16 protein-coding genes, 5 tRNA genes and 2 rRNA genes (1 of these 23 running past the window's edge) are annotated in these 20909 nt (G+C 52.0%); 1 reads left to right on the top strand and 22 read right to left on the bottom strand.

Going from position 1 to position 20909, the window contains the following annotated elements; all coding sequences use genetic code 11:
• Positions 1–66: 66 nt before the first annotated feature.
• The 20 genes from rpoB to ACJJIY_RS07650 all read right to left on the bottom strand — a co-directional run bounded on the left by rpoB (position 67) and on the right by ACJJIY_RS07650 (position 17170).
• A complete protein-coding gene (gene rpoB, locus ACJJIY_RS07745; RefSeq protein ID WP_444892716.1) occupies positions 67–4140 on the bottom strand; it encodes a DNA-directed RNA polymerase subunit beta in 4074 nt (1357 codons plus the stop codon).
• Between the two features lie 298 nt (positions 4141–4438).
• Positions 4439–4807 (bottom strand): 50S ribosomal protein L7/L12, encoded by a 369-nt coding sequence (rplL, locus tag ACJJIY_RS07740; RefSeq protein ID WP_282934403.1) that lies wholly within the window; start codon positions 4805–4807, stop codon positions 4439–4441.
• Positions 4808–4884: 77 nt separating this feature from the next.
• Entirely contained in the window at positions 4885–5379 is a 495-nt protein-coding gene (rplJ, locus tag ACJJIY_RS07735) for a 50S ribosomal protein L10 (protein ID WP_282934404.1), read from the bottom strand.
• A gap of 277 nt (positions 5380–5656) precedes the next feature.
• Positions 5657–6352, bottom strand: coding sequence for a 50S ribosomal protein L1 (gene rplA, locus ACJJIY_RS07730; protein WP_444895283.1), 696 nt, complete (start codon positions 6350–6352; stop codon positions 5657–5659).
• Positions 6353–6784 carry a 50S ribosomal protein L11 gene (gene rplK / locus ACJJIY_RS07725; RefSeq protein WP_108731645.1) on the bottom strand — a complete coding sequence of 144 codons (432 nt, stop codon included), beginning with the start codon at positions 6782–6784 and terminating at the stop codon, positions 6353–6355.
• 154 nt (positions 6785–6938) lie between these two features.
• On the bottom strand, positions 6939–7472 hold the full coding sequence (gene nusG, locus ACJJIY_RS07720) for a transcription termination/antitermination protein NusG (RefSeq protein ID WP_108731644.1): 534 nt from the start codon (positions 7470–7472) through the stop codon (positions 6939–6941).
• Positions 7473–7482: 10 nt separating this feature from the next.
• The gene (gene secE, locus ACJJIY_RS07715; RefSeq protein ID WP_108731643.1) at positions 7483–7851 is read right to left on the bottom strand and encodes a preprotein translocase subunit SecE; all 369 of its coding nucleotides are present in this window, start codon (positions 7849–7851) and stop codon (positions 7483–7485) included.
• 116 nt (positions 7852–7967) lie between these two features.
• Positions 7968–8043: transfer RNA gene (locus ACJJIY_RS07710), tRNA-Trp, on the bottom strand.
• 97 nt (positions 8044–8140) lie between these two features.
• Positions 8141–9334 carry an elongation factor Tu gene (gene tuf / locus ACJJIY_RS07705; protein ID WP_108731642.1) on the bottom strand — a complete coding sequence of 398 codons (1194 nt, stop codon included), beginning with the start codon at positions 9332–9334 and terminating at the stop codon, positions 8141–8143.
• A gap of 129 nt (positions 9335–9463) precedes the next feature.
• A tRNA-Thr gene (locus ACJJIY_RS07700) sits at positions 9464–9538 on the bottom strand.
• Between the two features lie 69 nt (positions 9539–9607).
• Positions 9608–9681, bottom strand: a tRNA-Gly gene (locus ACJJIY_RS07695).
• 56 nt (positions 9682–9737) lie between these two features.
• Positions 9738–9821, bottom strand: a tRNA-Tyr gene (locus ACJJIY_RS07690).
• Positions 9822–9929: 108 nt separating this feature from the next.
• Positions 9930–10005, bottom strand: a tRNA-Thr gene (locus tag ACJJIY_RS07685).
• Positions 10006–10197: 192 nt separating this feature from the next.
• Positions 10198–10887 (bottom strand): SPOR domain-containing protein, encoded by a 690-nt coding sequence (locus tag ACJJIY_RS07680; RefSeq protein WP_444895284.1) that lies wholly within the window; start codon positions 10885–10887, stop codon positions 10198–10200.
• Between the two features lie 14 nt (positions 10888–10901).
• Positions 10902–11639, bottom strand: coding sequence for a type III pantothenate kinase (locus ACJJIY_RS07675; protein ID WP_413664281.1), 738 nt, complete (start codon positions 11637–11639; stop codon positions 10902–10904).
• Complete coding sequence (gene birA, locus ACJJIY_RS07670) at positions 11636–12637, bottom strand: bifunctional biotin--[acetyl-CoA-carboxylase] ligase/biotin operon repressor BirA (protein WP_445359392.1); 1002 nt, start codon at positions 12635–12637, stop codon at positions 11636–11638. The genes ACJJIY_RS07675 and birA overlap by 4 nt, the downstream gene beginning before the upstream one ends.
• Before the next feature lie 5 nt (positions 12638–12642).
• On the bottom strand, positions 12643–13755 hold the full coding sequence (gene alr / locus ACJJIY_RS07665) for an alanine racemase (RefSeq protein ID WP_444895287.1): 1113 nt from the start codon (positions 13753–13755) through the stop codon (positions 12643–12645).
• A gap of 27 nt (positions 13756–13782) precedes the next feature.
• A complete protein-coding gene (locus ACJJIY_RS07660) occupies positions 13783–14973 on the bottom strand; it encodes an ABC transporter permease (protein ID WP_444895288.1) in 1191 nt (396 codons plus the stop codon).
• The gene (locus tag ACJJIY_RS07655) at positions 14970–15707 is read right to left on the bottom strand and encodes an ABC transporter ATP-binding protein (protein WP_444895289.1); all 738 of its coding nucleotides are present in this window, start codon (positions 15705–15707) and stop codon (positions 14970–14972) included. Before ACJJIY_RS07655 ends, ACJJIY_RS07660 begins: the two co-directional genes overlap by 4 nt.
• Positions 15704–17170, bottom strand: coding sequence for an alpha/beta fold hydrolase (locus ACJJIY_RS07650; RefSeq protein WP_444895290.1), 1467 nt, complete (start codon positions 17168–17170; stop codon positions 15704–15706). The genes ACJJIY_RS07655 and ACJJIY_RS07650 overlap by 4 nt, the downstream gene beginning before the upstream one ends.
• A 136-nt stretch (positions 17171–17306) precedes the next feature.
• On the opposite strand from ACJJIY_RS07650, the gene ACJJIY_RS07645 reads away from it, so the two are divergent.
• Entirely contained in the window at positions 17307–18266 is a 960-nt protein-coding gene (locus ACJJIY_RS07645; RefSeq protein WP_444895291.1) for a hypothetical protein, read from the top strand.
• A gap of 771 nt (positions 18267–19037) precedes the next feature.
• Here ACJJIY_RS07645 and rrf read toward each other — a convergent pair.
• Both rrf and ACJJIY_RS07635 read right to left on the bottom strand, forming a co-directional pair.
• Positions 19038–19153 (bottom strand): 5S ribosomal RNA (rrf, locus tag ACJJIY_RS07640).
• A gap of 201 nt (positions 19154–19354) precedes the next feature.
• A 23S ribosomal RNA gene (locus tag ACJJIY_RS07635) occupies positions 19355–20909 on the bottom strand (it continues 1327 nt past the right edge of the window).

The following is a 20909-nucleotide window of genomic DNA, read 5'->3' as shown; positions in this document are numbered from 1 at the left end:
CTGCTTCGAGGGGCGCTGGCACTTGTCTCATTTCACCTGCCAACAGGCTTCGGTACGGGTTCGGATTTACTCGTGCTCAAGCTCGAAGTTCATACCGAGAGAGCGGATTTCCTTAACCAGTACGTTGAAGGATTCCGGCATGCCCGGCTCCATGCGGTGGTCGGAGTCCACGATGTTCTTGTACATCTTGGTACGGCCTTCCACGTCATCGGATTTAACCGTAAGCATTTCCTGCAGGGTGTATGCTGCGCCGTAAGCTTCCAGCGCCCACACTTCCATCTCCCCGAAACGCTGACCACCGAACTGGGCTTTACCGCCCAGCGGCTGCTGGGTTACCAGGCTGTAGGAACCGGTAGAACGCGCGTGCATTTTGTCGTCTACCAAGTGGTTCAGCTTCAGCATGTACATGTAGCCCACAGTTACCGGACGCTCGAAAGCATCGCCGGTACGGCCGTCGTGCAGGGTGATCTGACCGGAGTCCGGGATATCGGCAAGACGCAGCAGCTGCTTGATCTCACTTTCATCGGCACCGTCAAATACCGGGGTCGCCATAGGTACACCGCGACGCAGGTTTTGCGCCATGGTCATGACTTCCTCATCGGAGAACTCGTCGAGTTCTTCCTTGCGTCCGCCAGTGGAGTTGTAGACCTCTTCCAGGAATCCGCGCACCTTGGCGATTTCCTGCTGCTCCTTGATCATCTTGTCGACTTTAACGCCGAGGCCTTTAGCGGCCATGCCCAAGTGCATTTCCAGAACCTGACCAACGTTCATCCGCGAGGGAACGCCCAGCGGGTTCAGGACGATATCTACCGGCTCACCGTTTTGGTCATATGGCATGTCCTCAACGGGCTTGATTACGGAGATAACACCTTTGTTACCGTGACGACCGGCCATCTTGTCGCCCGGCTGGATGCGGCGTTTGATCGCCAGGTAAACCTTGACGATTTTCAGCACGCCCGGAGCCAGGTCATCGCCGGACTCCAGTTTCTTCTTCTTGTCTTCGAAGGCTTCGTCGAGCAGCTTGCGACGCTCTTTCAGCTGAGCTTCCGCTTTTTCCAGCTGATCGTTCAGGCTGTCGTCTTCCATACGCAGCTTGAACCAGTCTTCGCGCGGCAGGGCGGCGAGGACTTCAGCGGTCATCTCATCGCCCTTCTTAACGCCCTTACCACCGGCGGCCTTTTGGCCCAGCAGAGCTTGTTGCAGACGCTCGAAGGTCGCACCTTCTACAATGCGATATTCCTCGTTCAGATCCTTGCGGACCTCGTCCAGCTGTGACTTCTCGATATCGAGGGAGCGCTGGTCTTTCTGCAGGCCGTCACGGGTAAATACCTGCACGTCGATCACCGTACCGCGAGTGCCACTGGGCGCGCGCAGGGAGGTGTCTTTAACATCGGAAGCTTTCTCCCCGAAGATTGCGCGCAGCAGTTTTTCTTCCGGAGTCAGCTGGGCTTCGCCCTTCGGAGTGACCTTACCTACCAGGATATCGCCAGCGCCTACTTCTGCGCCGATGTATACGATGCCGGACTCGTCCAGCTTATTCAGGGCAGATTCGCCAACATTGGGGATATCCGCAGTAATTTCCTCACTGCCCAGCTTGGTATCACGGGCAATACAGGTCAGCTCCTGAATGTGGATGGTGGTGAAGCGGTCTTCCTGTACAACGCGCTCACTGATGAGGATGGAGTCCTCAAAGTTGTAACCATTCCAGGGCATAAATGCGATACGCATATTCTGGCCCAGAGCCAGCTCACCCAGGTCTACAGAGGGACCATCGGCAAGGATATCGCCACGGACTACACGATCGCCGGTATTAACGATCGGGCGCTGGTTGATACAGGTATTCTGGTTGGAGCGGATGTATTTGGTCAGGTTGTAGATATCCACACCTGCATCACCGGCTTCCACCTCAGCGTCGGCCACGCGAACAACCACACGGCTGGAATCAACGCGCTCAATAATGCCGCCGCGCTTAGCAACCACACACACGCCGGAGTCGCGCGCTACAGTGCGCTCCATACCGGTGCCCACCAGCGGCTTTTCAGCGCGCAGGGTCGGTACCGCCTGACGTTGCATGTTCGATCCCATCAATGCACGGTTGGCGTCATCGTGCTCGAGGAATGGAATCATCGCCGCAGCTACGGAAACCACCTGCTTGGCGGAAACATCCATATACTGGATTTCGCCCGGTGCTTTCAGGGTAAATTCGCCCTGGTGACGCACGCTGATCAGGTCATCAACAAAGTTACCGTTGTCATCTACTTCCGCAGACGCCTGGGCAATAATGAAGTTGGCTTCATTGATCGCGGACAGGTACGCAATTTCATCAGTTACCTTGCCATCGACCACTTTGCGGTAGGCGCTCTCGAGGAAACCGTAATGGTTGGCGCGGGCGTAAGTAGCCAGGGAGTTAATCAGACCGATGTTCGGCCCTTCCGGCGTCTCAATCGGACATACGCGGCCGTAGTGAGTCGGGTGCACGTCGCGCACCTCAAAGCCAGCGCGCTCACGGGTCAAACCACCCGGGCCGAGGGCGGAAACACGACGCTTGTGAGTCACTTCCGACAGCGGGTTGTTCTGGTCCATAAACTGGGACAGCTGCGAGGAACCGAAGAATTCCTTCACGGCAGCGGCAACCGGCTTGGCATTGATCAGGTCCTGAGGCATCAGGCCTTCGGACTCCGCCATGGACAGGCGCTCTTTAACAGCGCGCTCTACACGTACCAGGCCAACGCGGAACTGGTTTTCAGCCATTTCGCCTACGGAACGCACGCGACGGTTACCCAGGTGATCGATATCGTCGACCATGCCCTGACCGTTGCGGATATCGATCAGAGTCTTCAGAACTTCGACGATATCTTCTTTGCTCAGAGTGCCGGGGCCAGTCTCATCTTCGCGACCCAGGCGGCGGTTGAACTTCATGCGGCCAACAGCGGACAGGTCGTAACGCTCGTCGGTAAAGAACAAGTTCTCGAACAGCGCTTCTGCGGACTCCTTGGTGGGCGGTTCGCCCGGGCGCATCATACGGTAGATCTCTACCAGCGCTTCCAACACAGTGCGAGACGGCTCTGCACGCAGGGTGTCGGAGATAAACGGACCGCGATCCAGATCGTTGGTGTACAGGGTTTGGAAACTCTTAACGTTCAGTACACGCAGCTTGGCGATTACTTCATCAGTAATCTCGGTATTACAGTCGATCGCGATCTCACCGGTGGACTCATCGATGATGTCGTTCGCCAGTACACGGCCAAACAGGTACTCAAGCGGTGCTTCCAGCTTTTCTACGCCGGCCTTTTCCAACTGGCGGATATGACGCGGGGTAATACGGCGACCCTCTTCGACAATCACCTTGCCCTGACCATCTTTGATGTCAAAGGAAGCAACATCACCGCGCAGGCGGGATGGAATCAGCTCCAGGCTGACACGGTCTTCCAACAACTCAAAGGTGCTGGTCTCGAAGAACATTTCCAGCATTTCCTGGGAGGTGTAACCCAGGGCGCGCAGCAGAATAGTCGCTGGCAATTTACGGCGACGATCGATACGAACGAATACCAGGTCTTTCGGATCGAACTCGAAGTCCAGCCATGAGCCACGGTAGGGGATGACACGCGCGGCGTACAACAGCTTACCGGAAGAGTGAGTCTTGCCTTTGTCGTGATCGAAGAATACACCCGGGGAACGGTGCAGCTGGGATACGATAACGCGCTCGGTACCATTGATTACGAAGGTACCGTTGTCGGTCATGAGCGGAATCTCGCCCATGTAAACTTCCTGCTCTTTAATGTCCTTAATGGACTTATTCGCAGATTCTTTATCGTAAATAATCAGACGCACACGCACGCGCAGCGGACATGCATAGGTTACGCCGCGCAGGGTACATTCCTTAACGTCAAAAGCGGGCTTACCCAGCGTATAACTTACGTACTCCAGGGCGGCATTGCCGGAATAGCTGACAATCGGAAATACAGATTTAAACGCCGCTTGCAGGCCAACGTCCATACGGTCGTCGGGGCGCTTGTCGGCCTGTGTAAAGTTGCGATAAGAATCGAGCTGTATCGCAAGCAGAAAGGGCACATCCATGACCTTAGGCAGTTTGCCAAAATCCTTGCGGATACGTTTTTTCTCAGTATATGAGTAAGCCATTCAAATTCCCCAGCTTGATCAGTGACAAGACTTCGTGGGACTCCAGTCCAGAGCCCCTCCGGGCGAGAAGCCTCTGGTCAATGCAACTTGCCTGCACTGGCCAGAAACCTCTCCGCTTGCTTTTGGGTAGCGCTACTGCGCTATGGTTAAATGAGGTTTGCCACGGTTTTTCAATTCCGCCGGCACCGGTAAAAACCTCAGTACCGCAAACGGCAAAAAGGCCGGCGGACAAAAGTCCACCAGCCTTACCGCTACCCGCCGCTTTACGCGACAGCTAGCGGGAGACGCAAGAACCGAATTACTTCAGTTCTACAACTGCGCCAGCTTCTTCCAGCTCTTTCTTAGCTGCTTCAGCTTCGTCTTTGCTTACGCCTTCTTTCAGCGGGCTCGGAGCGCCGTCTACCAGACCTTTAGCTTCTTTCAAGCCCAGGCCAGTGATGCCGCGAACAACTTTGATCACGTTCACTTTCTTGTCGCCTGGGGAGGTCAGGATTACGTCGAAAGAGTCTTTCTCTTCAGCGGCAGCTTCGCCACCAGCCGGGCCAGCAACAACTGCTGCAGCAGCAGTTACGCCGAATTTCTCTTCCATTGCTTCGATCAGCTCAACAACATCCTTAACGGACATTTCGGCAACAGCATTGATGATATCTTCTTTAGTCAGAGACATGATTCAGTACCTGAATTGGTTTGAGCAGTAGCTGCTCGTATTTCGTTTTGAAACTGCGATTCGCTCTAGCGAAAAAATTACGCAGCTTCCTGCTCTTTTTGGTCGCGAACGGCCGCAATAGTGCGAACCAGCTTGCCAGCAGATGCTTCTTTCAACACGCTCATCAGCTTGGCGATCGCCTCGTCGTAAGTCGGCAGGCTTGCCAACAATGCGACGTCGGTGATCGCGCCTTCGAAGGCAGCACCTTTCAGTTCCAGCTTGTCATTGCCTTTAGCGAACTGGCTCAGGATGCGCGCGCCGGCACCTGGGTGTTCGTTAGAGAATGCAATGATGCTAGGACCTACGAATTTGTCAGTCAGACATTCGTATTCGGTACCTGCCAGAGCGCGACGCGCCAGAGTGTTGCGGACGACTTTCAACCAAACGCCGTTCTCGCGAGCCTCTTTGCGCAGAGTGGTCATGTCATTCACGGTTACGCCGCGGGAATCCGCAACAACCGCAGACAGAGCACCTTCAGCAGCTTGCTGGACATCTGCGACAATCGCTTTCTTGTCTTCGAGTCCAATAGCCATAGTGTCACTCCTGGATTTGAAAAAAACCGGACTTAAACGTCCGATCCGTTCCGGTGCATAAAGCTCAAATCCAGTAAAAATACTGGTTTGGGCGACACCGTCTGCGTAGGCTCGAACCTCGCAATGGCCAACCTGGCCGAAGTTCGGATTAAGCCAGGCACGTTAAACCTCAACGCACCTGACACCTACGGTCTTTGACGGCCCACCTTCTGCCGAAGCATTCAGGTGGACCCCAAAGTTCGATTTACTGAGAGGTGATCACACCCCGCAGTGATATTTAGATATTCAGGGAAGACTGATCGATAACCAGACCCGGGCCCATAGTGGTGCTCAGGGTGATCTTCTTCAGATATACACCTTTTGCAGAAGCCGGCTTGGCTTTCTTCAGGTCGGCAACCAGAGCTTCCAGGTTCTCTTTCAGAGAGTTCGCATCGAAAGCCACTTTACCGATACCACCGTGGATAATGCCGCCTTTGTCAGCGCGGAAACGCACCTGACCAGCTTTGGCATTTTTAACCGCAGTAGCAACGTCTGGAGTTACGGTGCCAGTCTTCGGGTTCGGCATCAGGCCGCGCGGGCCGAGGATTTGACCCAGTTGACCTACAACGCGCATCGCATCGGGGGAAGCGATTACTACGTCGAAGTCCATCTTGCCTGCTTTAACGTCGGCAGCCAGCTCGTCCATACCGATCAAGTCAGCGCCCGCTTCTTTAGCGGCGTCAGCGTTAGCACCCTGGGTGAAAACAGCTACGCGAACTTCTTTACCAGTACCGTGCGGCAGAGTAGTTGCACCGCGAACAGCCTGGTCGGATTTACGTGGGTCGATGCCCAGGTTTACAGAAGCGTCTACAGTTTCTGCAAACTTAACGTTGGACAGCTCCTTCAACAGAGCTACGGCTTCTTCCATGCCGTAAGCTTTACCAGCTTCAACTTTTTCAGCGATTACGCGCTGACGCTTGCTCAATTTAGCCACTTAGAGACCCTCCACTTCGATACCGGCGCTGCGAGCGGAACCGGCGATAGTGCGCACGGCCGCGTCCAAGTCGGATGCAGTCAGGTCTGCTTTCTTCATTTCTACGATCTCTTCCAGCTGAGCGCGGGTTACTTTACCCACTTTCTCAGTGTTCGGACGACCGGAACCGCTCTTGATCTTGGCAGCCTTGCGCAGCAGTACAGCGGCGGGCGGCGACTTCATGATGAAGGTGAAAGAGCGGTCGTTGTATACAGAGATTACAACTGGAACTGGCAGACCTGGCTCGAGGCTCTGGGTCTGGGCGTTGAACGCCTTACAGAATTCCATGATGTTCACACCGTGCTGACCCAGTGCGGGACCAACGGGCGGACTCGGGTTGGCCTGACCGGCCTTAACTTGCAGCTTGATATAAGCTTCTACTTTCTTAGCCATTACAGCTCTCCTCTAGTTGGGTATTAACGCCCGCCACTCAGCCATAAGGTTTAAGGGCAAGCTCCCCGAACCCCGAAATGAAAACTCATTTTTCGGGGACGCGAAAACCCCCTTCCACCTCACGGCGAAAGGGGGCAAAAAATTTATACTGGAATCAGGTCTTCTCTACCTGACTGAACTCCAGTTCAACCGGGGTGGAACGTCCGAAGATCAACACAGCCACTCGCAAGCGACTCTTCTCGTAGTTAACCTCTTCAACCACACCGTTGAAATCATTAAACGGACCGTCGATAACTCGAACCATTTCACCAGGCTCAAACAGAGTCTTGGGCTTGGGCTTATCGGCGGAATCGTCGATGCGATTCAGGATAGCCTGCGCTTCGCGGTCAGTGATCGGGGCTGGCTTATCCGCCTTACCGCCGATAAAACCCAGTACTCGGGGAGTTTCTTTCACCAAGTGCCAGGTATCGTCATTCAATTCCATTTCTACCAGGACATAGCCCGGGAAAAACTTGCGCTCACTCTTACGCTTTTGCCCTGCGCGCATTTCAACCACTTCTTCCGTGGGAACCAGGACTTCACCAAACAGGTGGTCCATTTCGTTCAGCTCAATGCGCTCTTTCAGGGAGCTGGCGACACGCTTCTCATAGCCCGAGTAAGCCTGGACCACATACCAATTCTTTGACATGTATCAACCTTTAGCCGATAAATTTGGAAGCCGCCCAACCCAGAGCCGAATCAAGCGCCCACAAGATAAGCGCCATAATCAACACGAAAACAACCACAATCGCTGTGGTCTGGGTTGCTTCTTGGCGGGTCGGCCAAACCACACGCCTGACTTCAGTTTGCGCTTCGCGCAACAGTTGCCACAACGCATTGCCTTTGGCGGTATTTACAGCCACAACCAGAGCTACCAGACAGATGGCAGTTACTGCCAACACTCGGTAAAACAAAGGGAATTCGGCGTAATATGAATTGCCTGCAACAGCACCGCCCACCAGCAGCACTATTAACAACCACTTCAGACCGTCAAGACGAAAGGTTTTCGCTTCTGTTTTAGCATTCATATAAGAAGCCCTTAGCGCACTATAGATAATCTTTTAGCGCTCATAAACACAAAAGCCCCACTGACAAGTAGGGTTTTGCGACACCCCTAAGCTTATCTAAGCGGAGTGATTAAAAATGGCAGGCCAGGAGGGACTCGAACCCCCAACACCCGGTTTTGGAGACCGGTGCTCTACCAATTGAACTACTGGCCTGTACAGTGTGAGCACTTTCGCACTCAAAGATGAGAGAGCTACAGGAACTCTCCCACCTGGTGCACCACATAGAATATTGTGATGCAGAAATCAAAGATTACTCAATGATCTTAGCAACAACGCCCGCACCTACGGTACGACCACCTTCGCGGATAGCGAAGCGCAGGCCGTCTTCCATGGCGATCGGAGCGATCAGGGTAACAACCATTTGAATGTTGTCACCCGGCATTACCATTTCAGTACCTTCCGGCAGCTCTACCGCACCAGTTACGTCGGTAGTACGGAAGTAGAACTGAGGACGGTAGCCTTTGAAGAACGGGGTGTGACGACCACCTTCGTCCTTGGACAGTACATACACTTCCGCTTCGAACTTGGTGTGCGGAGTGATGGAGCCCGGCTTAGCCAGTACCTGACCACGCTCTACTTCGTCACGCTTGGTGCCGCGCAGCAGTGCGCCGATGTTCTCACCAGCACGACCTTCGTCGAGCAGCTTGCGGAACATTTCAACACCAGTACAGGTAGTAGTAGTGGTTTCTTTGATACCAACGATTTCGATCTCGTCACCAGTGTTGATCACACCGCGCTCTACACGACCAGTTACAACAGTACCACGGCCAGAGATAGAGAATACGTCTTCGATCGGCATCAGGAACGGCTGATCTACAGCGCGCTCTGGCTCAGGGATGTACTCGTCCAGAGTCTCTACCAGCTTCTTAACAGCGGTAGTACCCATTTCGTTGTCGTCTTCGCCGTTCAGGGCCATCAGAGCGGAACCAACGATGATCGGAGTGTCGTCACCTGGGAACTCGTACTGGTCCAGAAGTTCGCGAACTTCCATTTCTACCAGCTCGAGCAGCTCTTCGTCGTCTACCATGTCCGCTTTGTTCAGGAATACAACGATGTAAGGTACACCTACCTGACGGGAAAGCAGGATGTGCTCACGAGTCTGCGGCATGGGGCCGTCAGCTGCGGAACATACCAGGATAGCGCCGTCCATCTGAGCAGCACCGGTGATCATGTTCTTAACGTAGTCGGCGTGTCCCGGGCAATCTACGTGAGCGTAGTGGCGAGTCGGGGACTCGTACTCAACGTGAGAAGTAGCGATGGTGATACCGCGCTCACGCTCTTCCGGTGCATTGTCGATACCGTCGAAAGCAACAGCGTCACCGCCCCAAACTTCCGCACATACGCGGGTCAGAGCAGCGGTCAGGGTGGTTTTACCGTGGTCAACGTGACCGATGGTGCCCACGTTCACGTGGGGCTTGGAACGTTCAAACTTTTCTTTTGCCATTGCAGCCTCCTATATATAGGCGAGCCGATAACGGCACCACCCACGTCCAGAACATGCACATCCGACCCGGAAAATCCGACCCCGGACACAAACAACCGCAAGAGCTTTCACTCTTGCGGTCATATAAAATGGAGCTCATGGGCGGATTTGAACCGCCGACCTCACCCTTACCAAGGGTGTGCTCTACCCCTGAGCTACATGAGCTAAAATCTTGCCGATAACGGCATCTTAAAATGTTGCACCCTGGAGAGCATTCCAACCAACCCCAAAACTTGGAGCGGGCAGCGGGGATCGAACCCGCATCATCAGCTTGGAAGGCTGAGGTTCTACCATTGAACTATGCCCGCTTTCGGGACCTCCATGCGAAACCATTCGATTTCGCGCAACACCCTAAGGTGTAATATGGTGCAGGGGGGTGGATTCGAACCACCGAAGCTTTCGCGTCAGATTTACAGTCTGATCCCTTTGGCCACTCGGGAACCCCTGCTCAAAGCGGTGTGCATTGTCTACACATCTCGCTGCGCTGTCAACAATTTTTCTTTAAATTTCACATACTTAGCAGCGAAACCTAATTTTGACAGCAACGGGATGAAAATGGAGCTGGCGAGAGGAGTCGAACCCCCGACCGGCTGATTACAAGTCAGCTGCTCTACCAACTGAGCTACGCCAGCCCTATCCCGTTCATTGCCGAAGTTGTTAAGTCACCCTCGTCAATGGAGGCGGGATTCTATGGGAACTTATCTCGACACGCAACACCCTTTTTGCAGATAAATCATATTTTTTATGTCGCCTATTCCAACTTGTTGAAAAAAACAGCGATTCGAGACGCCACCTGATGGTTTTCTGATAAATCTGCTTTTTTGTTAGCCAAGCACTTCAGAACAAAGATTTGGGCGCCGATCCAGATCCGGGTATTCACTTTGCAGTTGTCGCCAAAATTCTTCTGCAAGACTTTCTGTGCTGCCAGGGGGCATAACTATCCACCGCTCCATATAGGTTTGCGGCTCCTCCTTGAACTGCGCGGTAACCCCCCTCTCCTTCAAAACGCTGGTATGGGACTCAGCTCGGGCTCGCTCACTGAAAATCCCAAATGAAATGCCATTTTCCAATGCGCCTTTGGGAATGACATAGCTGTCGATCCCCTGAGACTGTAGTTCACGCAAGCGGTTGTAGGCCTCCCGCCTCGAACTCAGTGGCGGCAGATATACCCAGTAGCGCATCTGCCCCTGCATTTCTATATCACGCAGCTCGGCTTTAACCTGAAGGGACCGGATTCGCTGCAAGAGATCCTCGCCCTGGTACTCCTCCGCGAAAGGCCCCAACAGCGTACAAAGCTGCTCAACCTCAAAGGACTCCTTGCTCAGTGCCCCGGCCTTCTCTGGAGCAGGCAGCTCTTCAGGGGATATTTCGCTAACGAGGGTAATTTTCTTTCCCTCCGACTCGTGAGGGATCGGGCTCTTGCCGCTACTTAACTGCGGAGACGGCGCTACCAACATATACCAGGCAAAAAGCACAGCGTTCAGGGCGACTAAAGAAAGGGCTATCCAGCGCATAACAGAGTAAATTTTTATGGATTACTAAGGGCCAACCCATCCATCACCAAATCGGGAACCAGGCGATGTTCGTGCTGGTAAACTGCGGAGAGCAACTGCGCATCTCCACCGGTTAACCACAATAAAGGGGGGGAACCGGAGTGGACCTGCAATTCTTCCATTGCTCGATCAACCGCACCCAACACCATCAGCAAGAGGCCACGGTTTATCGCCTCATTGGTATTGCGTCCCGCGCCCAATGTTTTTGTCAGGGCCAGTGCCTCACGACTCTTTGCTGCATGAGTATCGACACTGAGAACGCGATTCATCAATCCGAAACCGGGAACGATATATCCCCCAATGTGGCGCCCGCTATTGTCCAGCAAATCTAAGGTGACCGCACTGCCGCAATCCACAATTAATGATGCTCGGGGAGATTGCTGGTAGGCCGCCAACATTGCCAGCCACCGATCCACCCCCAGGGCGGAGTGGTCTTCATACCCACAGATAACGCCGGCACATTGGGGCGCTACTGCCGAGAATTCAGCCTCCAGTGTGAACAGGTCTCGGGCCACCTGACTCAAGAATTCAGCAACAACGGGACCGGCGACATTCACTACCCGAAAACGGTAGGGGGTTAAGTCTGCCCAACCCTCAGGCAAAACCTGCTGGCGCAACTGCCCAGTTTCGATATCACCACGGGCTATCACCTCGCCTTCGACCAGGTAGCGCCACTTACCCCGTGTATTGCCGACATCCAGCTCTAGAATCACACCTGCCCCCGCAACGAGATTTCCCCCCCATGAAATGACTTTTGCCCTTTATCAGTGTCGAGTAACAAGGCTCCTTTTTCATCGACACCGGCCGCAACACCTTCCCAGCTCAAATTACCTGACCGCAACTGAACTGGCTGCCCGGCAAACTGGTCTAGGGTTGACCACGATTCCCGGTAAGCGGCGAAGCCCCCTTCCGGGTAAGTTTCCAGCATCGGTAACAGCTCGCTGAGTATCGCCGCAGTTAATTCACTGCGGCCAATACCAGGACGGACTTGCTGGAGATCTGCCCATGGTTGATCAATCTCCTCAGCTGTCTTTGCATTGAGACCATTATTCAACCCGATACCGATAACCACTGAACAGCGATCGGTTAAATCCCCTTTTAGCTCAAGTAATACACCGGCCAATTTACGGCCCTGGCACCACACATCATTTGGCCACTTCAGGCGCACGCCCGGTACAGAAAAACGCTCGAGCGCTTTTGCCACAGCAACACCGACGGCAAGACTCAACCCCTCCAGGCTTAGTACACCACCATTAAACTCCCAGCCCACTGAGAGGCTGATACTTGTGGCATACGGGCTGACCCAATTGCGACCACGGCGACCCCGACCGGCACTTTGCCGCTCGGCGAGAATCGCTACAGCATGCCCCTTACCTTCTTCAAAACGTTCCAGTAACAGCGAGTTCGTTGAACTCAATTCATCAAAAACCCGCAACTCGCGCAGTAGCGCTCGGGCTGAATCATCCAGCTGAGCGGTAACAGTCTGCGCAGATAGCAAGTCGAGACCTCCCGGCAAGCGATAACCTCGCCCCTTAACAGACTCAAGCGTCAGGCCGTAGCTCTCGAGCTTTTGTAGTTGTTTCCAAACAGCGGCTCGGCTGACACCAAGCGCATTCCCGAGGGATTCTCCCGAGTGTATTTCCCCATCCGCCAGCAGCTCCAGCACCGGGCGAAGCTGTTCTAATGGTGTTTTTGCGGCGACGTCCTGCAATTTGTTCAACCTTTTACATAATGGCGGCCATAGCGATGCCCGAGGCTCGTCAGGACTTCATAACCGATAGTCCCGGCATACCCAGCGACCTCATCCACCGTAAGCTGGTCATTGAGAATCTCGATCGACTGAAGGGAGTCCCGCTCCTCTTCGCTGAGACCCGAAATATCGAAAGTGGTAGAGTCCATTGATATACGCCCGACAATTGGCAGAGGGCGGCCGTGCCCCCATCCGCGCCCCCGCCCCCCTTGGGCTCGTATAATGCCATCGGCATATCCACCCCGAGCTACCGCAAGCCAACTATCTCCGGGAACTTCCTGGGTCGCACCATACCCCACAGACCGGGACTGACTGACATAGCGCTTTTGGACAATTGGCAAGCCCAAAGTCACCGTTGGACGCATCGGGTTTTCAGCCTCAGGGACAGGGTTAAGGCCGTATAGTGCGGAGCCCGGTCGGGCAATATCAAAGTGATAGTCCTCACCCAAAAAGATGCCGGATGAGTTCGCAAGGCTGAGCTGAATATCCGGGCACAGTTCCCGCAAGCGATCGCCCGCGGTCTTAAACTCGTTCAACTGAAGCTTGTTATGCGGATGCTGGGGCTGATCTGCACAGGCAAGATGACTGAAGAACATCCGAACATCGGCGGACTCCAAGAGAGGGCGGTCCTTGAGCAGCAATTCGAACTCATCTGGGGTCAATCCCAGCCGAGTCATGCCGGTATCAATTTTTACGGCGCAAGGGGCCTCCAACTGAGCTTTCTCGCAGATTTCAACCCAGCTCTTCAATTGATCCAGAGTAAACAATGTGGGGATCAAACCCGCGCGAGCGCACTCTAGTTCAGCACCAGGCCTGACACCGGTAAAAATGACTATATTCACATCGTTGCCGAGGTCACTGCGCAAGCGCTCCCCCTCGACTTGGGTGGCCACAAAGAAATCGCGGCATCCCTGAGCGTATAGCGCCGGTGCAACATGAGCCATTCCCAAGCCGTAAGCATCCGCTTTAACCACAGCACCGCACCGGGTGCCGGCTTTCAAGCGATTAGCCAGATCCTGATAGTTATCTGCTATAGACCTCAGGTTGATACTTAATAACCCTTCACGAAAGTCACTCATACCAGTACAACTCTCTAAATCAGTAAGCTAGGTAGCTCCGAGCAGACTCTCTCGCTGCAGCGCTCGGGCACCGCCTAATATACACCCAACAACCAACAAAAGGCTGACCAGTGAGCCAGCGATCATTAGTGATATGGAGACCGTATCCCCAACCAGTAGAGCCTTAAACCACTGCTGTTGCGCGACCAGCGGGACCAACTGCCAGACAGGTTCCTCTAGCTCTATGGATGACATATCCAATATTAACAACATAGTGACAGGTAAAATCTGCAATATACTCAATTGAGTTTGAGCATCTTTAAATGACTGGGAACGCAACGCTAACAATATTTGCAGTACAGCAACCAATAGAGCCAATGGCAGCAGGGCAAGCGCCATAGCGACCATTCCACTTAGCGTAGTTGCATGTTGTATCCCCATTTCAGCCAAGGGCAAAAATGGAAAAACAGCCATTAGCGAAACTAACGCAAGAATAGAAGATAACCAACTGATACTGGCTACAGCGAGCACCTTGGCCAGGACCACCTGCCAGGCGGCCAGAGGTTGTTGCAGCAATACCTCAAAACTCATTCTCTCCCGCTCACCGGCAGAGGCATCAATGGACGAGGACAAGCAACCTATAAACAGCGTCATTATCAGGAGTGCCGGTATTGAACCAACAATCCAGGCACTGCGGGTAGAGGGGGTACTGACATCCCTGACCTGTACTTGCCAGGGTGCCATTGTTTTTAGTGGGACTCCCCTAGCGACCATTCTTTGTTGAATAACGAGCTGTTGTAGCTCACCCAGCTTTTGTTGAACATGGCTCGCGCCTTGCCCGCTGAAACGATCGGAGCTATCAACATACAAATAAATCTTGGGGCTGCGGAAATTGCGATAATCGGTAGAAAAGCCTTCGTCAATTTTCACAACTGCATCGTAACCTTCATCAAGTAAAGCCATCGGGTCCCCTTCTGACAGGCTATCCAGTTCCACCCGCCCTTTACTCAGCTGCTGCTCCAATACTGGTAAATCCTGACCGCCTAACAACGCTAGCTGAAATGTCCTCTCTCCTTGGGACTTAAACATAAACAGAGTCATTGATGCGATCATTCCGGGAAATAAAATGGCAAAAAACAACGATAAATACAGTGCTCGCCGGTCACGCCAAACCTCTAATAACTCCTTTTTCAAAAGAGCAGACATGGCGGGAGTAAATAATAGGTTTAAAAATTTCATGCCATCACCTCCCCTTTAACCCCGTAAGCCAGAGTGACAAAACTATCTTCCAGGTTTTTACAGCCTGTGCGCTCTACAAGCTCATCTGGGGTACCACTGTCGACAATAGCACCGTTAGCCATCACCAACACTCTATCTGACAACTCAGTGACTTCAGCCATAATATGGCTGGAAAATAAAATGGCTACGCCCTCAGAGCGCAACCGCAGAAGTGTTTTCCGCAGCAGTCTCGCTGCAAGGACATCAAGACCGCGAGTCGGTTCATCTAGTATCAAATGCGTAGGCCGGTGGACTAGTGCCCGCGCCAGCGACACTTTCATTCTCTCCCCCTGGGAAAAGCCTTTTGTCCGACGTTGCCACAAATCTTCTAATTCCAGCTCTTCTCGAACAGAATTCAATGCGCGCTTAAGCTCTGCCCCAAATAATCCTTGCGCACTGGCAAAAAATGATAAGTACTCCGCTACAGTAAGTCGTTCATACAAGCCTTCACGATCGCCGACAACGCCCAATTGCCGCTTTATTTCTAATGGCTTTTCGGCCACATTAAGCCCACTAACAAATACTGTACCTTCATCCGGTTTTACCAACCCCGCTATAATTCTCAGGCAAGTAGTTTTACCGGCTCCATTAGCCCCCAGCAAAGCGGTTATTTGGCCATCAGGTATATTGAAGTTCAGGTCTTTGAGTACTTTCTTTCCAGAGAATTGCTTGTGAATAGATTTAACAGCAATCATTTGTTATCCCCTTGGCTCGATAGCAACTCACTGGATACCGCTTTATCAATTTCAGGTCCAAAAGCACCCGCCATAAAAGGTGGTCTTTGAATATCCGCAATACAATCACTATCTAAAGAAGCAAGTGGAGATTTTAGAAAATCATCTATTAGCTTTGGTATACAACCGCGCATACTATTGATATGCCCACCACCTGGAACCACTACCTGTGTTAATTCTGAAAGATACCCCAAGCTTTGTTCAGCATAATAATGTGGGGTAATAGGGTCAGCCTCCCCGGAAATAATTAACACAGGATGATTTCTTTCTTCCGGGACTTCGTAAGTGATAGGAGATACGGGCCACACCTTGCAACCCTCAGCAAAAATCTCAAAAAAAGCATCACCTAAAAAGCTATTGCGAATATCTGCAGCCAGCTCTTCCTCTGTAGTGCGATTTAACTCTTCAGCGCAAGCAACTGATAAGGTGAGCCCCATAGACATACTTCCATCATCAGATAAAAGTCCAGCCAATCCCGATAGCGGCAAATAATTACCTTCCTCAGCCTGGCTAATAGCGTATGGTAACTGCGCTGCCATTTCAGGTGTGTAGAGCGCGGTCCTTATCAGGTTTTGTATGAAGCTCCGGGGAACACTTGTTTCCATTGTGCGACCAGAGTGGGGGTCCGGGAAATTCGATGCTCTTCCATCCCAGTCCCTAAGCAAGCTATCCAGGTCAGATCTCCAATCGCCAAATTCGGAGCACACCGGATCCTGACTGCAGTCTTTCTCCAATTTTAGCAGCGCCTTTTCAGCAGCTTGCGCAGTAAGAAAAACTTTTGAATCAATCGGGGCTACGGCATCCAGGATCAGGACACTCAAACTTTCGGGATACCATTGCTGGTAAAGAAGCGCTGTGCGAGTTCCCCAAGAACCTCCCCACAAAGCAATTTTTTTATGCCTCAACTGGAGGCGCACTTCCTCCAGATCATCAACCGCTTGACGGCTATGCAGGGCTTTCGCAAAGGAAGAGTTTTCAAGGTAGCAAGTTGAGAATTGATCGGTGACCGCCTCCAGATCCATATGGACTTCTCCGTCGATCCCACAATCAAATGCAGCCGAGTAACCCGAGCCGCGCCTATCGACAAGAACGATCGCCCTACTCTGATTGACTTTATATAAGGCATTTAGAATTGGGGTCAGATAACTGGCTGCCTGGCCGGGGCCACCGGCCAGTAAATAAAGTGGCTCCAGTCCAATGTCATTAACTGCTGGGGCTATCGTTACCGCTAGATCTACTGCAGCTTCTCCTTCACCAACCGGTATCTTTGTACAGTGCAGAGCATGGCTCCAGCCGTCCAGGTAGCAGGGCGAGAAGTTACTCTCTTCTCTCTCCTCTGCAACTGCTGGAGATAGCCCTATAAACAAGCCGATCGCGAAGATCGCAAACCTCTGTATCCAAACCACTGACAACTCCCTATCCATCTAATTTATCCCAGCCAGTGTATCGAACCATTTTCAACATGTCGCCATTCAACAAAAGACAGATAATTGCATTTGCATTAGCACCCACCCCTGCACAGTGGTATGGTTTCTTATTTACTTGCCCATGATTGCACCCATGAGCTTTTCAGACCGAGAAAAACACCTAATCCGAGCCGCCTTTGCCTGGGGCCAAATCACACAACAGGAAGGCTATACACTTTCTGATCTTGAAATTGAAAAATCGGTTCTCTTCCGACGATTACTTGGCGGCCGGCCGCCATTGGCATTCCCGCCGCCATTGCGTCACGGATTTCCCTGGTATGACGTTATTGAAGGGCGTAGCGAACACTTAGTGAGTGCGTCCGAAGCCTCACCTGAATGCAGCATCATTGCTCCGGGCTGCAAGCTCGGGGATACCTGCATTCTTATTGACGGCGCCTTTTGGCGCGTAGTCGAAACTGTTCGCGAGCACGAAGAATATATCGTTGAATGGGGCCAATACCCAATGCAGTGGCGCTTGAAAAAGCACTGGGAAGTAAACTATGAAATGACACAACAGCTTCATAGTTTTCGTAAAGATAACCCCAATGCCGAAGTCAGCTTTGACAACTATTTAAGCCAAAGGGAGTACCGGGAATTTCGCATAGACGATGATCAGACGGTATGGCTCTGTGAATGGCAATTAAGCCGCACCAGCCTCTCTGGTTGGGTATGGGTGGGGACAATACTACCTGTTCCCGGTTATCAGCTCATTCCAGTATTCGACGATGATCAAGGTCCGGTTATTCTCGGCGAGGATGGTAATTCCAATGGGCAGGCCTGGCTGCGTATTGAAGATGCCACGGATGAATACCGCTTCGTTAAACTATTGGGAACCTACGACTACCAGTCGCTAATTACTGCGAGCACCACTGAGCTGAAGACCTTTTTACAAGATCTACAGCAAGAAGAGTTAGCAGACATTGAAGTATTGGATTGGCACCAGAACAATGCCGCACGACGCTTTGCTCTCCCTGCCGAGCTAGTTCCACTGGAAGACCTCAGTTTGAATGATATGAACTTTGAGCTCGTTCCAGATAACGCCTTTGCTTGCTAGCCCACCCAAGCCCCACCTGGTGGGGCTTTTTTTATCCCCAAATTTTTCTTCTCTCGCATACTGGCGTACCAATCAGCCGCAGTAATCCACAGATTTATCGCTCATAACACTGTTAATAACTGATGTCCGTTTTATGGCGTCTTTGTTACCAACAGAAACCATGGATAGAGCTGTGTATAACTCTTGGATATCCCCGGCCAGCCCCGTGGTTGCTTGGCTCTATTGAAGGCGGGTAAAAAAGCAGCACTTTTTGCACGGATTTCCACAGCCAGAGGTTACTAACAGAAAGTCTGGATAGAGTTGTGCATAACTTTAATAAACGGGCTACAGGCCCCGTGGTTACAGGGGATTACTGCAGAGACTAAAAAATCACCGATATTTTTATGGGCTAATTTTAATTTTTGGCGGGAGTGGTATGGGTACTTTTCTGGTATTTACGAGGGTTATTTTTGTTGGATTATTTTTTGAGTGAACGCAAAGGCGTTTGCTACGGAGGTCGGTAAAGACCTATTTTTATAGGCTTTTTAGGAGAGCGTCTGTTTAAGGTACTCAGGTAATTTTAGCTTTTTCTTTTTTATTTACTGACTGACTTTTTAAGAGAAAGTGGAGCATTAAAGTTTTTCAGAATTACTTTTATTTTTTCTATTTAATTTTTACTAAGTATTTTCTACTTTCTCTCTCTTATTTTTTTAGCTTTTGTTTTTGTTTTTTTAAATATTTTCAGCCATAAAAAAAGGGCCACCCTATTGGGTGGCCCTTTTCGGATTAGAAGCCTGACGATGACCTACTCTCACATGGGGAAGCCCCACACTACCATCGGCGATGTTGCGTTTCACTTCTGAGTTCGGCAAGGGATCAGGTGGTTCCACAACTCTATTGTCGTCAGGCAAACTGGCTTGGGTTGGCATTGGTCTTATAAGCAAAGTGCTTGGCCTGCCGTGTTATCGCTGTTTGCCTTGGTCATTATTGACCGGCGATAACCCCAAATAAGTCGGTAAAACAATCTGTAGTAATACACCGCAAGGGATCGTATGTCTCTAACTCACAATCCGCTAGCTTAGCTAGTCGTTAGTAACCATCTCTGTTGTATGGTCAAGCCGCACGGGCAATTAGTACTGGTTAGCTCAACGCCTCACAACGCTTCCACACCCAGCCTATCAACGTGGTAGTCTTCCACGGCCCTTCAGGAGGCTCAAGGCCTCAGGGAGATCTTATCTTGAAGGAGGCTTCCCGCTTAGATGCTTTCAGCGGTTATCCCGTCCGAACATAGCTACCCGGCAATGCCACTGGCGTGACAACCGGAACACCAGAGGTTCGTTCACTCCGGTCCTCTCGTACTAGGAGCAACTCTTCTCAAATCTCCAACGCCCACGGCAGATAGGGACCGAACTGTCTCACGACGTTCTAAACCCAGCTCGCGTACCACTTTAAATGGCGAACAGCCATACCCTTGGGACCGGCTTCAGCCCCAGGATGTGATGAGCCGACATCGAGGTGCCAAACACCGCCGTCGATGTGAACTCTTGGGCGGTATCAGCCTGTTATCCCCGGAGTACCTTTTATCCGTTGAGCGATGGCCCTTCCATACAGAACCACCGGATCACTATGACCTACTTTCGTACCTGCTCGACATGTCTGTCTCGCAGTCAAGCGCACTTATACCATTATGCTCATTGCATGATTTCCGACCATGCTGAGTGCACCTTCGTACTCCTCCGTTACTCTTTGGGAGGAGACCGCCCCAGTCAAACTACCCACCATACACTGTCCTCGATCCGGATAACGGACCAGAGTTAGAACCTCAAACATACCAGGGTGGTATTTCAAGGACGGCTCCACAACAACTAGCGTCGCTGCTTCAAAGCCTCCCACCTATCCTACACAAATAGGCTCAAAGTTCAGTGCAAAGCTGTAGTAAAGGTTCACGGGGTCTTTCCGTCTAGCCGCGGGTACACTGCATCTTAACAGCGATTTCAATTTCACTGAGTCTCTGGTGGAGACAGCGTGGCCATCGTTACGCCATTCGTGCAGGTCGGAACTTACCCGACAAGGAATTTCGCTACCTTAGGACCGTTATAGTTACGGCCGCCGTTTACCGGGGCTTCGATCAAGAGCTTCGCCGAAGCTAACCCCATCAATTAACCTTCCGGCACCGGGCAGGCGTCACACCCTATACGTCCTCTTACGAGTTTGCAGAGTGCTATGTTTTTAATAAACAGTCGCAGCCACCTGGTCACTTCGACCGGCCTCAGCTTAGGGAGCAAGTCCCATCACCAAAACCGGCGTACCTTCTCCCGAAGTTACGGTACCATTTTGCCTAGTTCCTTCACCAGAGTTCTCTCAAGCGCCTTGGTATTCTCTACCTGACCACCTGTGTCGGTTTAGAGTACGATTCACTATTACCTGAAGCTTAGAAGTTTTTCCTGGAAGCAGGGCATCAACCACTTCACCCACTAAGTGGGCTTCGTCATCAGTTCTCAGCCTTAGGGACCCGGATTTGCCTAAGTCCCCAGCCTACAACCTTAAACATGGACAACCAATCGCCATGCTGGCCTAGCCTTCTCCGTCACTCCGTCGCAGTAATAGCGAGTACAGGAATATTAACCTGTTTCCCATCGACTACGGCTTTCGCCCTCGCCTTAG

It is taken from the genome of Microbulbifer maximicatervae (SeqCode), from assembly GCF_052468155.1.
The sequence above is the reverse complement of the archived record's forward strand: the minus strand, read 5'-3'. Positions and strand labels throughout refer to the sequence as shown.

Coding starts and splice junctions, on each gene's coding strand:
- rpoB (WP_444892716.1), bottom strand. CDS start 4,140: ATGGCTTACTCATATACTGAGAAAAAACGTATCCGCAAGGATTTTGGC.
- rplL (WP_282934403.1), bottom strand. CDS start 4,807: ATGTCTCTGACTAAAGAAGATATCATCAATGCTGTTGCCGAAATGTCC.
- rplJ (WP_282934404.1), bottom strand. CDS start 5,379: ATGGCTATTGGACTCGAAGACAAGAAAGCGATTGTCGCAGATGTCCAG.
- rplK (WP_108731645.1), bottom strand. CDS start 6,784: ATGGCTAAGAAAGTAGAAGCTTATATCAAGCTGCAAGTTAAGGCCGGT.
- nusG (WP_108731644.1), bottom strand. CDS start 7,472: ATGTCAAAGAATTGGTATGTGGTCCAGGCTTACTCGGGCTATGAGAAG.
- secE (WP_108731643.1), bottom strand. CDS start 7,851: ATGAATGCTAAAACAGAAGCGAAAACCTTTCGTCTTGACGGTCTGAAG.
- tuf (WP_108731642.1), bottom strand. CDS start 9,334: ATGGCAAAAGAAAAGTTTGAACGTTCCAAGCCCCACGTGAACGTGGGC.
- ACJJIY_RS07680 (WP_444895284.1), bottom strand. CDS start 10,887: ATGCGCTGGATAGCCCTTTCTTTAGTCGCCCTGAACGCTGTGCTTTTT.
- alr (WP_444895287.1), bottom strand. CDS start 13,755: ATGAGTGACTTTCGTGAAGGGTTATTAAGTATCAACCTGAGGTCTATA.
- ACJJIY_RS07660 (WP_444895288.1), bottom strand. CDS start 14,973: ATGAAATTTTTAAACCTATTATTTACTCCCGCCATGTCTGCTCTTTTG.
- ACJJIY_RS07655 (WP_444895289.1), bottom strand. CDS start 15,707: ATGATTGCTGTTAAATCTATTCACAAGCAATTCTCTGGAAAGAAAGTA.
- ACJJIY_RS07650 (WP_444895290.1), bottom strand. CDS start 17,170: ATGGATAGGGAGTTGTCAGTGGTTTGGATACAGAGGTTTGCGATCTTC.
- ACJJIY_RS07645 (WP_444895291.1), top strand. CDS start 17,307: ATGAGCTTTTCAGACCGAGAAAAACACCTAATCCGAGCCGCCTTTGCC.